A 13,596-nucleotide genomic window follows, 5' to 3' on the forward strand; every position below is an offset into this window, starting at 1 on the left:
TAGAGACGATGGCCAACAAGGGACTTTTTGCATCCGCAATCGCACGGCTGCTCCCGGCACCGACCATGGTGAACCGCGAAGGCGCGCCGGCCTATGCCCTTGGTGCAGAGGCGAAGCTCGCCCAGCTTGCCGCTACGGGGACGCTCAACGACAGCTTCTACGCCACCGCCGAAACGCATCTCTCCGAGGTGCTGGCAGCGGCCAAGGCAGTCGATCCGATGTTCGTCGCCCGGGCCGCGGTCTATGCCCGCCAGTCGGGCGTGATGAAGGACATGCCAGCCCTGCTTACCGCCTATCTCACGGTGGCCGAGCCCGACCTTGCCGTGCGCGTCTTCGGCCGCGTGATCGATAATGGCCGGATGCTCCGGACCTTCGTGCAGATCATGCGTTCGGGCCAGGTCGGGCGGACCTCGCTCGGCACCCGGCCGAAGCGGCTCGTCCAGGGCTGGCTGGAGCAGGCGTCGATGCGCGACCTGATGGCAGCCGCGACGGGAAACGATCCGTCGCTCGCCGATATCGTCCGGATGGTTCACCCGAGCCCGAGGGACGAGACGCGGCGTGCCTTTTACGGCTGGCTGATCGGCAAGCCTTATGATGTCGCGGCGCTCCCCGTGGAGATCGCGGCGTTCGAGGACTGGAAGCGCGCGCCTTCAGGCGCGTTGCCGCCGGTGCCGTTCCAGTGGCTCACCGCCTTTCCGCTGACCGCGGAGCAATGGGGCGAACTGGCCGGCACGATGGGCTGGCAGGCGCTGCGGATGAACCTGAACACCCTGGCGCGCAACGGCGCGTTGGCGGTGGACGGTGTCACCCAGGCGGTTGCCGCCCGGCTGTCGGATACGGAGGTGCTCCGCAAGGCGCGCGTCCTGCCCTATCAGCTGATGGTGGCGCTGGATTCGACCGGAGACGGCGTGCCGTTGAAAGTCCAGGCGGCGCTGGAGGACGCGCTCGAGGCTTCGGTCTCGAACGTGCCGAAAGTGTCCGGCACTGTGGTCGTCTGCCCCGACGTGTCGGGATCGATGGCCTCGCCGGCGACGGGTTACCGCAAGGGCGCCACGTCGAAGGTCTCGTGCAACAAGGTCGCGGCGCTCGTCGCGGCGGCGATGCTGCGGACCAACCGCCAGGCGCGCGTGCTCCCGTTCGAGCAGCGCGTGGTGCAGGTGAAGCTCGATCCGTTCGCCCGTCTTGCCGTGAACACGGCGAAGCTGGCGGCGGTGGGTGGCGGCGGGACCAGCGTTTCGGCGCCCCTCGCCCAGCTCAATGCGGAACGGGCTGCGGTCGACCTGGTCGTGATCGTGTCGGACAACGAGTCCTGGGTGGACAACACCCGGGGCAGGTCGACCGCGACGATGCGCGAATGGGACCAGATCGTTCGGCGCAACCCGCGGGCGAAGCTCGTCTGCGTCGACATCCAGCCGCACGGCACGACGCAGGCGTCGGGCCGGCCGGAGATACTCAATGTCGGAGGTTTCTCCGACGCGGTGTTCGACACGATCGCGCGTTTCGCCAGTGGCGATACGCGGGACTGGGTGAGCATCGTCAACGAAACGGAGGTTTGAAGAACAGGTCGTGGCGAATGCTGGCGGGACTACATCCACCAAGGAAAGTCCGGAGAGTAAAGCGCCCGGAAGCCGGCAACGGCGGACGGGAGATGCGGGTTCAAATCCTGCCGCTGGAACGTAGCTTAAGGACGCCAACGTCTCGCCGATCCTCGTCGCCACGACCGGCCCTTCTACCTCACTTCCCCGGCGAAGGCCGGGGCCCAGTTGGGAGACAGAAGGAAACAGCCGAAGCGCATTTTTATGTGCGTTTCCCAACTGGGCCCCGGCCTTCGCCGGGGAACAAAAGAATGGAGACATCACGGCGAATGCCGGTCGGACTACATGGTCTTCAACACCCCAGGTCGCGGGTTCGAGTCCCGCCGGGCCTTCCATGGGCCCGTAGCTCAGTCGGTTAGAGCGGGAAATGTCCGGTCAACACCTCGTCGCCGTGACGACGTGTCTTCATCGTCATGCTGAACTTGTTTCAGCATGACGGAGCCATTCAAAAGCTGGCGAATGCCGGTGGGACTACAGGTCAGAGCACCTGCCGCGAGGCAGGAGGTCGGCGGTTCAACTCCGCCTCCGGGCAACCGGATAGCTCAGAGGAAAATGTCTCACCAATCCTGGTCGCCAGCACCAGAACATACCGGCGAATGCCGGCGGGACTACAGGATAGAGCACCTGCCGCAAGGCAGGAGGTCGGTGGTTCAACTCCACCTCCGGGCAACCGGGTAGCTCAGGCAGAACGTCTCGCCAGACCCTCGTCGCCGGTACCGAAATGCAGCCGTGGCGAATGCCGCGCGGGACTACATGGTAATCCGACGGTCGCCGGTTCGACTCCGGCCGGGCTTCGCGCCCGTAGCTCAGCGGGAGAGCATCGGAAATGTCCCGCCACCACCCTCGTCGCCACGGCCGCGACATGAAAGAAGAGCAACAGGAGGTCGTGATGACCGAAGCGAATTTCGAGTACAGCAAGGCCGAGGGCGCATTCCCGGTCAAGATGTGGACACGCGGCGTGCCGGTCGACGACCAGGCGCGCGCGCAGCTCGCCCGCGCGGCGCAGATGCCGTTCATCTTCCGCCATGTGGCGGCGATGCCCGACGTGCATGTCGGCATCGGCGCGACGGTGGGTTCGGTCATCCCGACCAAGGGCGCGATCATCCCGGCCGCGGTCGGCGTCGACATCGGCTGCGGCATGATGGCGGCGCGCACCTCGCTCGTCGCGAGCGACCTTCCGGACAATCTGGAGGGCGTGCGGGCGGCGATCGAGCGGGCGGTCCCCGTCGGCCGGTCGGTCGGGCGCGGGAAACGCGACACGGGCTCGTGGGGCGATCCGCCTCCGGCGATCGTCGAGGCCTGGGCGACTCTCGTCGCGCGGTTCGACGCGATCACGGCGAAATATCCGCGGCTGAAGAACACGAACAACCTCGTGCATCTCGGCACGCTCGGCACGGGCAACCACTTCATCGAAGTCTGTCTCGATACCGAGCAGCGGGTATGGGTGATGCTCCATTCGGGATCGCGCGGCGTAGGCAATGCGATCGGCAGCTTCTTCATCGAGCTGGCGAAACAGGACATGCGCAAATGGTTCATCAACCTGCCCGACCAGGATCTGGCGTATTTCCCGGAAGGGACCGAGCATTTCGACGATTATGTCGAGGCGGTCGGCTGGGCGCAGGATTATGCGGCGCTCAACCGGCGGATGATGATGACCAATGTCATCCGGGCAATCCGGACGGTCATCGCCAAGCCGTTCGATGCCGAGCTGGAAGCGGTCAACTGCCATCACAATTATGTGACGCGGGAGAACCATTTCGGCGAGAATGTGCTCGTCACCCGCAAGGGGGCGGTGCGCGCGGCGAAGGGCGTGCTGGGCATCATCCCGGGATCGATGGGCGCGAAATCGTTCATCGTCCGCGGATTGGGCAACCCGGAGTCGTTCGACAGCTGCTCGCACGGTGCGGGTCGGGTCATGTCCCGTACCCAGGCCAAGCGGGAAGTGTCGCTCGCCGATCACATCGCCGATACGGCAGGCGTCGCCTGCCGCAAGGACGAAGGGGTGATCGACGAGAGCCCGCGGGCGTACAAGCCGATCGAGGCCGTCATGGCGGCGCAGGCCGACCTGGTCGAGATCGTCCACACGCTGAAGCAGGTGGTGTGCGTGAAGGGCTAGGTCCTTGGCGCGCGCTACCTAAATCCTTCTCCCCTTGTGGGAGAAGGTGGCGCGGAGCGCCGGATGAGGGGGAGTGAGGCTCGAGACAAACGAGTGTCCCCCTCACCCTTCCCAAGCTTCGCTTGGGCCCCTTCCCTCTCCCACAAGGGGAGAGGGAAAAAAGTGAGCAGGTAGAATGATCATCATCGACGGAGCGGAAGGTGAAGGCGGGGGGCAGGTCGTGCGCAATGCGTGCGCGTTGTCGCTCGTCACCGGTACGCCGTTCCACATCACCAATGCGCGCGGCGGACGGTCGAAGCCCGGGCTGATGCGCCAGCATGTCACCGCGATCGAGGCCGCCTGCGCGATCGGCGCGGGCGAATGCGAAGGCGCGTCGGTCGGATCGCGCGAGCTGGTCTTCCGGCCGGGCAAGGTCGCGGCCGGCGACTATCATTTCGCGGTCGGCACAGCGGGCAGCACGGGGCTCGTCCTACAGACCATCCTGATGCCGCTGCTGCTTGCCGATGGGCCGTCGCGGATCGTGCTGGAGGGCGGCACGCACAATGTATTCGCGCCGCCGTTCGATTTCATCGACCGGGTGTTCCTGCCGATCGTCAACCGCATGGGCCCGCGCGTCTCGGCGCGGCTGGTGCGGCACGGTTTCTACCCGAGCGGCGGCGGGCGGATCGAGGTGGATATCGAACCGGCGCCGCTGGTACCGATCGAGTGCGTCGAGCGCGGCGCAATGCTGTCTTGCTCAGCGACCGCGCTGTTTGCCGGCCTGCCCTTCGATGTCGCCGACCGCGAGATCCGCATGGCGCGGAAGCAGCTGGACTGGCCCGAGCGCGCCTTTTCGGTGCGGGAGCTGCCGGAGGAGCAGGGGCCGGGCAACATCCTGCTGCTCGAGGCGGTCTATGAACATGCCACCGAGATCGTCAGCGGTTTCGGTAAGCTCGGCGTGCCCGCCGAACATGTGGCGAAGCGCGCGGCGGGGCGGATGAAGGGCTATCTCGACTCGGCTGCCTTTGCCGGGCCGTATCTGGCCGATCAGTTGCTGTTGCCGTTCGCGCTGGCGGGCGGTGGTTGCTTCACCACGGTCAAGCCGAGCGAGCACAGCCTGACGGCCGCGACGATCATCGAACGCTTTCTGGGCCGGCACTGCGTATTCTCGCAGTTGCCGGGCGGGATGCACCTGATGGAACTACGCGACGGCGCCGTTGCGAAAGCACGCGTTTTCGCCTAATGGCGCCGCCGCGGGCACAAGATCGTCCGCACATCTGGAGACATGCATTGCTGGACCTCAGCGCCTTTACGGGCGTGTTGTTCGGCGGCAACCGATCCCTGCCCTAGCGCTTTTCCAAAAGCCTGCGGCAGGCAACGCCGCCGCAGCACCCCATCGCAAGACGATCATTCGACCCGGGCCGAACTGGCGTGCGCTTTGGCGCGGCCGCTCGCCGCCGGGCGGGGACACGGAAAAGATCATGGACGAACAGGATATCGTCCGGGGCATGCTGCTCCGGATCAGCCGCGGCATCGCCGCGTCAACGCCGCTGGCGACAGCGGTGCTCCACTGGGCCGAGCCGCACCGCGCCTGGCTGACCGGCAGCGAGGGCGACGCGCTCGACTGGCCGACGCTGCTTGGTGCCGCCACCGCGGCACCGCCGACGGGGGAGGCGCGGCCGCATGCGCTGCTGCTGGCTGAACAGCTGGCTGAATTGCTGATGCTGCCCCCGGCGGACACGGCGCTGCTCGCGCTGATCGTCGCCTGCGACCGGCTTCCGCGCGTGGCGACGCTGGCGAAGATCGCCGGCCAGCATGGCCATGACCTGCCTACGCTGCTGGGCACGCTGGCGGGCGCCGAGCCGAACCAGGCCGACCGCGTCGTGCGGCAAAGCGCCGTGCTCAAGCTCGGCCTCGCGGCCTTTCGGGCGAACCGTCAGGGCGAGGTGGAGGTGGATGTGCGCTGGACGCTCGAACGCCTGCTCGATCGTGCCCCGGCGCAGGGCGAAGCGATGATCGACACGCTGGTGGGCGCGCGCCAGGCGGCCCGGCTCGAACGGGCCGACTTCGCACATGTCGCTGATGCCGACTTCCTCATGCGGCTGCTGCACGGCGCGGTGGCGGTGCAGGCGCCGGGCGTCAACATCCTGATCCACGGCCCGCCGGGCACCGGCAAGACCGAGCTCGCCCGCACACTGGCGGCCGAAGCCGGGCTGGTGCTGCACGGCGTGGGCGAGGCTGACGTGGATGGCGAGGAGCCCAATCGCTGGGACCGGGTCACTGCCTTGCAACTCGCCCAACGCGTGCTGTCACGCCGCACCGGTGCCGTCCTGTTGTTCGACGAGATGGAGGATTTGATCGGCGACGCTCGGCCAAGCGGCGGCGACTTCTTCGCGAAGCGCGAAGGCAGCAAGATCTTCGTGAACCGGCTGCTCGAAACCAATCCGGTGCCGGTCATCTGGACGACCAATGCAATCGACAATGTCGATCCGGCGATCCTCCGCCGGATGAGCTTCGTGCTGAAGCTCGACCTGCCGTCACGCGCCGCTGCGCAACGGATTCTGGCACGCATCGCGCTGGAGGAAGGGGTCGAGCCGACGACGCGCCTCGATCGCCTGCTCGATGCGGCGCCCGAGACCGCCACCGTGCTCCGCGTCGCGACGCGCTCGGCGAAGCTCGCGGGCGAAGCCGATGGCGGGGCCCGGTCGGCGGAGGCGCTGGTGCGGGCGCTGCGCGGCCGCGAGCTGGCGCCGGCGATCGGCCATCACCTCGATCTCGACCTGTTCGAGACCGAGCCGCCGATCGGGCCGCTGATCGATCGCCTAGCCGCGACCGGCGCGAGCGACGTGTCGCTGCTGCTCACCGGCCCGCCCGGCACCGGCAAGACCGCCCTCGCCCATCATCTCGCCCGCGCCCTCGACCGGCCGCTCGAGATCAAGCGGGCGTCGGACCTGCTGTCGCGCTGGGTCGGCGGGACCGAGGCAGCGATCGCCGAGGCGTTCGCCGAGGCGCGCGAGCGCGGCAGCGTGCTGCTGTTCGACGAGGTCGATTCGCTGTTGTTCGACCGGTCGACGGCAACCCACAGCTGGGAAGCAGGGCAGGTGAACGAGATGCTTACCTGGCTCGACCATCACCCCCTGCCGGTGGTCGCGGCGACCAACCATGCGCACCGGCTCGATCCGGCAGCACTGCGGCGATTCGTGTTCAAGCTCGATTTGCGTCCGCTCGGCGCGATCCGCGCCGCCAGCGCCTTCCGACGGTTCTTCGGGAGCGAGCCCCCGGCCGAGCTGGCGGAGCTGACCGGCCTCACCCCGGGAGATTTCGCAGTGGTGGCCCGGCAGCTGCGGCATACCGATACGGCGCAGGGCGGAACCATCATCGACCTTCTCCGGCGCGAACTGGCGTGCAAGCCCGAACGGGGAGCCAGGATCGGTTTCTGATGAAACGGTGCTCGTTTCTCCCGGCCAACAAAAAACCCCCGGGCATCGTGAGATGTCCGGGGGTTTTTATGGTGGGCGTGGCAAGGATTGAACTTGCGACCCCTGCGATGTCAACACAGTGCTCTACCACTGAGCTACACGCCCACGCGAGTTGCGCCCTCTAACGAGGGTTATCGGAGCGCGCAAGCGGCGACTCACGAAATCGACGACGGGATCAGGAACCCCGGGTCACATTCTCCATTTCGAACATGCGATCGACCTCGAGCACGAGGTCGCGCAGGTGGAAGGGCTTGGAGAGGACCCGTGCCTGCGGCACCGTCTTTCCGGCCTTGAGCGTGACCGCGGCAAAGCCAGTGATGAACATCACGCGCAGATCCGGGCACATTTCGCCGGCGCGCTGGGCCAGTTCGATCCCGTCCATCTCCGGCATGACGATGTCAGTCAGCAGCAGATCGAAGGGCTCCGATTCGAGCAACGGAATCGCAGCGGTGCCGCGATCGACGGCGCTGACGGCGTAGCCCGACCGTTCGAGCGCGCGCGTGAGATATTCACGCATCACCCGGTCGTCCTCCGCCAGCAATATCCTGATCATCACCGTCCCGCTCAGCCTGTGCCGCCCGTTTATGCGCCAAGCTCTTAAGATTTTCCAGCGCGGCGAAGCCTTTGGTCCAGATTGCGCAGCGCCGATGCCCGCCCTAGGTTGGCCGCGATGGCCGACCACCCGCTTTCCTTCGATCGATACGGTGCGGACGAGCCGGCCAGCCCGGTGATCCTGTCCGTGCCGCATGCCGGGCGCGACTATCCGCTGGCGCTCCGCGCGGCGCTGCGCGTGCCGCTGGTGGCGCTGACGCCATTGGAGGACCGGCATATCGACGCGGTCGCGATCGCCGCACAGCAACGGGAGACGATGCTCGTCCAGCGCGTCGCCCGCGCCTGGATCGACCTCAACCGCAGCGAGCAGGAGCGCGATCCCGGCATGGACGACGGGGCCAGCCGCCAGGCGATGCCGCAGCAATCCGCGCGGATGCGCGGCGGGCTCGGGCTGGTACCGCGCCGGGTTTCGGGTGTGGGCGAGATCTGGCGCCGGCGGCTCGACGGCGACGAGGTAGTCGCGCGAATCATGCTGGACCACCGCCCCTATCATGCCGCGCTGGCCGATGCGCTGGCGCGTGCACGGGCGCGCTTCGGCACGGCGGTGCTGCTTGATCTTCATTCGATGCCGCCGCTCACGCGCGCTCAGGGCCCGGCGCGGATCGTGCTGGGGGATCGATTCGGGCGATCGGCGGCGACGCGCTTCGTCCACCGGCTGGAAAGCGAGATTCTTGCGGCCGGGATCACCCCGGGGCTCAACGCGCCCTATGCGGGCGGCCATATCCTCGACGTACAGGGGCGGCCGGCTCAGGGAATCCACGCGGTCCAGATCGAGTTCGACCGGACGCTTTACCTCGATCCGGCGCTCGACGGCCCCGGAGACGGCATGGCGGCTATGGTGGCGCTGCTGCGGCGGATGATCGACGCGGTGGCAGACGAAGCCCTTGCCCTGCCCGGCGCGATCGCCGCGGAATAGGCGCAGCCCAAAAAAACCACCGCGTGCAATGCAGCACGCGGTGGCCGAGGTTCAGGGAGGAGACACACCCGAAGGTGTGTCGCACGGCCCGCGAAAGGGGGGACACGAAGCCGCGCAACACCGATATAGGAGGGGGGTTTTCGCGCTTCAAGGGTGAAAAGAGCCGGTTTTGATTGTGGTTGTCAGCGCCGGCTTGCGCGAAGGGCAACGGGGCAGCGATTCGCCGAGTCCCGGCCGAAAATAATGCCGCAGCGCCGCAGGCACGGGCGGCGACTCCGACCCTGAGCGAGACGATTCGCGGGCGTCCCGATTCGTTTTCATCGAGACGGCAGCAATGCGAATCCAGCAAAGCTGCAAACGGCTTCGATACCGGAGAAGCCGCGCGCCGCGTCCCACAGGGAGCGCGGCGCGCCGGCCAGGTCAGACTGCCGGCAGTTGCGGCGGGATCAGGCCGAGCTGCATCTGGCGGCTGAAGATGTCGCGCATCAGCGAAAGCGAGAAGAGATGCGCGTAGAGCAACGGCAGCATGCCGTTCTTGTGGATCTTGCGCAGCTGATCGCCGCGCAGCTCGCTCAGCTTCTGTTCGTTCACGATCCGGAAACCGCGATAGATGAACGGCTGCTCGATGCCGTCCGCCTGGATGGTGGTCTCACCGTCCATCAGCAGGTCCATTTCCTTCAGGTCACGCATGAACTGGGCGGTACGGGCGCCGGCCTGTTCGAACGATTCGTTGAACTGCATGATGCCCTTGGTGACTTCGGACGGCTGGCCGTTCTCGAACAGGGGCTGGCCGTCGAGATCGGCGCCAATGCCTTCCGCGGTCGGATCGAAGCAGAGCGACAGCTCGTCGGCTTCCGGGCGCAGGCGGGCGAGCAGGAACGGGTAGCGCCGGATATAGGCCGGCACGTACATCTGATTCTCGGTCAGCACGCCATCGGCATCGACGAACACGTTGACGCCCTCGTTCAGGCCCATCAGGCCGAGCGGCACCGAATCGTCGCCTTCGGTGAAGACGATCGGCAGGTGGCGCTGCACCAGCGGGAACTCGTCGACCGTGATCGGGATCGCATGCTGCCCGACCAGGAACTTCGCCTGGGTCAGCTGACGCATCTTGAAATCGACATGGGTCTCGCTCGAAAGCGGCTCGAGCGCATTGTAGAACAGCGGAAGTTGGGATTGCGGCGCGCTGGCCATGAAAATCTCTCCATCGGAACAAAAATAGTGGCTTGTGCGTGCCGGACGGCGCCCGGCTCTATGGCGCGCGCGGCCCAGGCGCAAGCGCCACGAGCTTGCCCGGGTTCATCAGGGCGCCCGGATCGAAGGCCGTCTTGATCGCGCGGAGCGCCGCCATGCGGGCCGGCGAGGACAGACGCTCGAGCTCGGCAATCTTCATCTGGCCGATGCCGTGCTCGGCCGAGATCGAGCCCCCCGCCGCCACGACCAGATCGTTGACGAAGCGCGTGATGACGGGCGCCTCCTCCGCATACCAGCGGGCCGCATCCACGCCGCGCGGCGCGCGGACGTGGAAATGCACATTACCGTCGCCGAGATGGCCGAACGCCATAGCGTGCGTGCCCGGAAAGCGCGCCTCGCAGGCAGCGCCCCCTTCGATCATGAAGCGTGGCATGCCCGAGACCGGGACCGAGATATCGTGCTGTACGGCCGGCCCGTTGTTACGTTCGGCCTCGGAGATCGAATCGCGCAGACGCCAGAAAGCCTCGGCCTGGGCCTCGCTCGCGGCGATCACGGCGTCGGCGACCTGGCCATCAGCGAGCGCCGGGGCGAGCAGCCGCTCGAGGATCGCGGCGGGCAGCTCGGCGGCGGGATCGGTGGTGACTGCCTCGATCAGGACATGCCAGTCATGCGGGCCGGCGAGCGGCGGACGGGCGCCCGGAATGTGGCCGAGCACAAGACGCAAAGTGGTGTCCGGCACGATCTCGAAGCTTTCGATCCGGTCAGTCCCGGCCTCGAGCCGGCGCAGCAGGGCAAGCGCCGTCGCCGGATCGGCGAGCCCGATCCAGGCGACCGCGCGCGCCGCGATGGCTGGCACGAGCCGCAGGGTCGCCGCGGTGATCACCCCGAGCGTACCCTCCGCGCCGATCAGCAGCTGGTTGAGATCGTAACCGCGATTGTCCTTCTTCAGCGCGGCCAGGCCGTCATGTACGCTGCCGTCGGGCAATACTGCCTCGACGCCCGCGACCAGGCTGCGCATCGTGCCGAAGCGCAGCACCTGAGTGCCGCCGGCATTGGTCGAGGTGAGACCGCCGATCGTGGCGCTGCCGCGCGCGCCGAGCGTCAGCGGGAAGCGCCTGCCCCGTTCAAACGCGGCGGCATGGAGATCGGCCAGGATCACTCCCGCCTCGGCGATGGCGAGCCCGTTTTCGGCATCGACCGAGCGGATCCGGTTCATGCGGCGCAGCGACAGGATCAGCGCCGAGCCGTCGACCGGCGGCGTCGCGCCGCCGACCATGCCGGTATTGCCGCCCTGTGGGACCAGCGGCACCTGCGCTGCGTGCGCCAGCGCCAGAATGGCGGCGACCGCGTCGCGGCTGTCCGGCGCGAGGATCGCCGGGGCGGCGCCGTGATAGCGGCCGCGCCAGTCATCGAGCCACGGCGCGATCGCCGAATCGTCCGTAATGGCGGCCTTTGGGCCGAACCTGTCGCGGACCGCGTCGATCAGGCGGGATTGGGCTGGCGTCATGCCCGCGCCCTATCATGCAGCGCGGCGTGCGCCAATTCATGCACTGTTCAAGCATTTCGGTTAACGCGGCGGGGCAATGTCGCAACCACTGATTCTCGCGCTGATCGTGCTCGCCGTCGCTCCCGGGCCGTCGGTTGCCGAATCGCGCATCGAACGGGTCGAGGTTGCGCAGATGACGCTGCATCAGCGGATCATCATCCGAATCCCCCGCCTGCCCTTCATGCGCAAGCCGGTGGACACCGGCAAGCCGCTCGAATGGTCCGAGAAGAAGGGCCCGAAATGCGTCGCCATGGGCGATCTGATCGGTGCGGCGATTTCGGCCCCTGACAGCATCGATCTGATGGTCGACGACGGCACGCGGGTGCGCGCCAAGCTCGACGACGATTGCCCGCCGCTCGATTATTATTCGAGCTATTACCTCAAGCCGACGCCCGACGGCATGGTCTGCGCCGATCGCGACGCGATTCGATCGCGCTCCGGGGGATCGTGCCGGATCGAGGAATTCAAGCGGCTGGTGGCCAGAACGAAGCGTTAGGACCGGCTAACGCGAGGGCGCATCGGCACCGTATCGTCGGTGAAATGCCCCTTTTCCTTGACAATCGGCCCCTTATCGGCAAGCGCTCCGGGAGCTGGCCGGGCATGATGACCGGGCCTTTTTCCGGACACCGCATGACTTTCGCCGACCTCGGCCTATCCGACCAACTTCTGCAAGCCGTCAATGAGTCCGGCTATACCGAGCCGACTCCGATCCAGGCGAGCGCGATTCCGAGCGTGCTGATGATGCGCGACATCGTCGCCATCGCCCAGACCGGCACCGGCAAGACCGCCGCCTTCGTGCTGCCGATGATCGACATCCTGGGCGAGGGCCGCAGCCGCGCGCGCATGCCGCGATCGCTGATCCTCGAGCCGACGCGCGAGCTCGCCGCCCAGGTTGCGGAGAATTTCGAGAAATACGGCAAGTACCACAAGCTCTCCATGGCGCTGCTGATCGGCGGCGTCTCGATGGGCGACCAGCAAAAGGCGCTCGAAAAGGGCGTCGACGTGCTGATCGCGACGCCGGGCCGACTGATGGACCTTTTCGGCCGCGGCAAGATATTGCTGACCGGCTGCAACCTGCTGGTGATCGACGAGGCGGACCGGATGCTCGACATGGGGTTCATCCCCGACATCGAGGAAATCTGCACCAAGCTGCCCAAGCAGCGCCAGACCCTGCTCTTCTCCGCGACGATGCCGCCGCCGATCAAGAAGCTGGCCGACAAGTTCCTGTCGAACCCAAAGACGATCGAGGTCGCTCGCCCGGCGACGGCCAATATCAACATCAAGCAGTGGCTGGTGCCGGTATCCGCCTCGAAAAAGCGCGAGAAGCTGACCGAGCTGCTCCACCACGAGGACGTGAAGACCGCGATCATCTTCTCGAACCGCAAGACGACGGTGCGCGACCTCAACAAGGCGCTGCAGCGCGCCGGCTTCCGCTCAAGCGAGATCCATGGCGACATGGAGCAATCTCAGCGCATCGCCGAGCTCGACCGGTTCAAGGCGGGTGACGTCAACATCCTGGTCGCTTCCGACGTCGCGGCGCGCGGGCTCGACATCAAGGGCGTCAGCCACGTCTTCAACTTCGATGCCCCGTGGCATCCCGACGATTACATCCACCGCATCGGCCGCACCGGGCGCGCCGGCGCGACCGGTGTCGCCTTCACGCTGGTGACGGCCGACGACGCGGAGAATGTCACCAACATCGAAAAACTGACGGGCATGAAGATCGAGCGCTATGAAGGCGCCGCCGACGAGCCCGCTGGCGACGCCGCACCGCGCGGGCGCGGCAGGGCCAAGCCCGCCGCCAAGGCGAAGACCGCGAAAGCCGAGCCAGTCGCCGATGTCGAAGCGCCTGCCGAAACTCCGGTCAAGCCCGAGCGTCAGGCCCGCACACCACGCGAAGCGCGCCCTCCCCGCGCTGAGCGGCCGGCCCGCGAAGAACGCCCAGCGCGTGAGGAACGACCCGCCCGTGAGGAGCGGCCCGCTCGTGAAGAACGGGCTGCCCGCGAAGAACGGCCGGCACGCGACAGCCGGCCACCGCGCCAGGAACGCCCGGCACGGGACGACCGCGCGCCGCGGCATCAACCGGACGACGGCCCCGATGACGGCTGGAACGGCCCGATGCCCGACTTCCTGATGGCGAAGCTGACCGACTGAGCTGG

10 protein-coding genes and 1 tRNA gene are annotated in these 13,596 nt (G+C 67.1%); 7 read left to right on the top strand and 4 right to left on the bottom strand.

What is annotated here, in order from left to right; all coding sequences use genetic code 11:
* Positions 1-8 precede the first annotated feature (8 nt).
* The 4 genes from U1769_RS18650 to U1769_RS18665 all read left to right on the top strand — a co-directional run bounded on the left by U1769_RS18650 (position 9) and on the right by U1769_RS18665 (position 7,130).
* Positions 9-1,556 (top strand): TROVE domain-containing protein, encoded by a 1,548-nt coding sequence (locus tag U1769_RS18650; RefSeq protein ID WP_332719055.1) that lies wholly within the window; start codon positions 9-11, stop codon positions 1,554-1,556.
* A gap of 928 nt (positions 1,557-2,484) precedes the next feature.
* Positions 2,485-3,711 (top strand): RtcB family protein, encoded by a 1,227-nt coding sequence (locus U1769_RS18655; RefSeq protein ID WP_332719057.1) that lies wholly within the window; start codon positions 2,485-2,487, stop codon positions 3,709-3,711.
* A 175-nt stretch (positions 3,712-3,886) separates the two neighbouring features.
* Complete coding sequence (gene rtcA, locus U1769_RS18660) at positions 3,887-4,933, top strand: RNA 3'-terminal phosphate cyclase (RefSeq protein ID WP_332719059.1); 1,047 nt, start codon at positions 3,887-3,889, stop codon at positions 4,931-4,933.
* A 238-nt stretch (positions 4,934-5,171) separates the two neighbouring features.
* A complete protein-coding gene (locus tag U1769_RS18665; RefSeq protein WP_332719061.1) occupies positions 5,172-7,130 on the top strand; it encodes an AAA family ATPase in 1,959 nt (652 codons plus the stop codon).
* A 69-nt stretch (positions 7,131-7,199) separates the two neighbouring features.
* On the opposite strand, the gene U1769_RS18670 is transcribed toward U1769_RS18665, so the two are convergent.
* Together U1769_RS18670 and cpdR are read right to left on the bottom strand one after the other, a co-directional pair.
* Positions 7,200-7,274 (bottom strand) — tRNA-Val (locus U1769_RS18670).
* A 70-nt stretch (positions 7,275-7,344) separates the two neighbouring features.
* Complete coding sequence (cpdR, locus tag U1769_RS18675) at positions 7,345-7,722, bottom strand: cell cycle two-component system response regulator CpdR (RefSeq protein WP_332719063.1); 378 nt, start codon at positions 7,720-7,722, stop codon at positions 7,345-7,347.
* A gap of 117 nt (positions 7,723-7,839) precedes the next feature.
* On the opposite strand from cpdR, the gene U1769_RS18680 reads away from it, so the two are divergent.
* Positions 7,840-8,697, top strand: coding sequence for an N-formylglutamate amidohydrolase (locus U1769_RS18680; RefSeq protein WP_332719065.1), 858 nt, complete (start codon positions 7,840-7,842; stop codon positions 8,695-8,697).
* Between the two features lie 420 nt (positions 8,698-9,117).
* Here U1769_RS18680 and U1769_RS18685 read toward each other — a convergent pair whose 3' ends face one another.
* Together U1769_RS18685 and U1769_RS18690 are read right to left on the bottom strand one after the other, a co-directional pair.
* A complete protein-coding gene (locus tag U1769_RS18685) occupies positions 9,118-9,891 on the bottom strand; it encodes a SapC family protein (RefSeq protein ID WP_332719067.1) in 774 nt (257 codons plus the stop codon).
* Between the two features lie 58 nt (positions 9,892-9,949).
* Positions 9,950-11,398: an FAD-binding oxidoreductase gene (locus U1769_RS18690; protein ID WP_332719069.1), complete on the bottom strand. Its 1,449-nt coding sequence runs from the start codon at positions 11,396-11,398 to the stop codon at positions 9,950-9,952.
* Positions 11,399-11,474: 76 nt separating this feature from the next.
* Between U1769_RS18690 and U1769_RS18695 the strand changes: the two genes are divergently transcribed.
* Both U1769_RS18695 and U1769_RS18700 read left to right on the top strand, forming a co-directional pair.
* The gene (locus U1769_RS18695) at positions 11,475-11,933 is read left to right on the top strand and encodes a hypothetical protein (RefSeq protein ID WP_332719072.1); all 459 of its coding nucleotides are present in this window, start codon (positions 11,475-11,477) and stop codon (positions 11,931-11,933) included.
* A 134-nt stretch (positions 11,934-12,067) separates the two neighbouring features.
* Positions 12,068-13,591, top strand: coding sequence for a DEAD/DEAH box helicase (locus U1769_RS18700; RefSeq protein WP_332719074.1), 1,524 nt, complete (start codon positions 12,068-12,070; stop codon positions 13,589-13,591).
* Positions 13,592-13,596 lie beyond the last annotated feature (5 nt).

The organism is Parasphingomonas zepuensis, assembly GCF_036663735.1.
Taxonomy (GTDB): Bacteria; Pseudomonadota; Alphaproteobacteria; order Sphingomonadales; family Sphingomonadaceae; genus Sphingomonas.

What these genes read in the sequence shown, in the direction of transcription:
- U1769_RS18650 (WP_332719055.1), top strand. Translation starts at nt 9, where the DNA reads ATGGCCAACAAGGGACTTTTTGCATCCGCAATCGCACGGCTGCTCCCG.
- U1769_RS18655 (WP_332719057.1), top strand. Translation starts at nt 2,485, where the DNA reads ATGACCGAAGCGAATTTCGAGTACAGCAAGGCCGAGGGCGCATTCCCG.
- rtcA (WP_332719059.1), top strand. Translation starts at nt 3,887, where the DNA reads ATGATCATCATCGACGGAGCGGAAGGTGAAGGCGGGGGGCAGGTCGTG.
- U1769_RS18665 (WP_332719061.1), top strand. Translation starts at nt 5,172, where the DNA reads ATGGACGAACAGGATATCGTCCGGGGCATGCTGCTCCGGATCAGCCGC.
- cpdR (WP_332719063.1), bottom strand. Translation starts at nt 7,722, where the DNA reads ATGATCAGGATATTGCTGGCGGAGGACGACCGGGTGATGCGTGAATAT.
- U1769_RS18680 (WP_332719065.1), top strand. Translation starts at nt 7,840, where the DNA reads ATGGCCGACCACCCGCTTTCCTTCGATCGATACGGTGCGGACGAGCCG.
- U1769_RS18685 (WP_332719067.1), bottom strand. Translation starts at nt 9,891, where the DNA reads ATGGCCAGCGCGCCGCAATCCCAACTTCCGCTGTTCTACAATGCGCTC.
- U1769_RS18690 (WP_332719069.1), bottom strand. Translation starts at nt 11,398, where the DNA reads ATGACGCCAGCCCAATCCCGCCTGATCGACGCGGTCCGCGACAGGTTC.
- U1769_RS18695 (WP_332719072.1), top strand. Translation starts at nt 11,475, where the DNA reads ATGTCGCAACCACTGATTCTCGCGCTGATCGTGCTCGCCGTCGCTCCC.
- U1769_RS18700 (WP_332719074.1), top strand. Translation starts at nt 12,068, where the DNA reads ATGACTTTCGCCGACCTCGGCCTATCCGACCAACTTCTGCAAGCCGTC.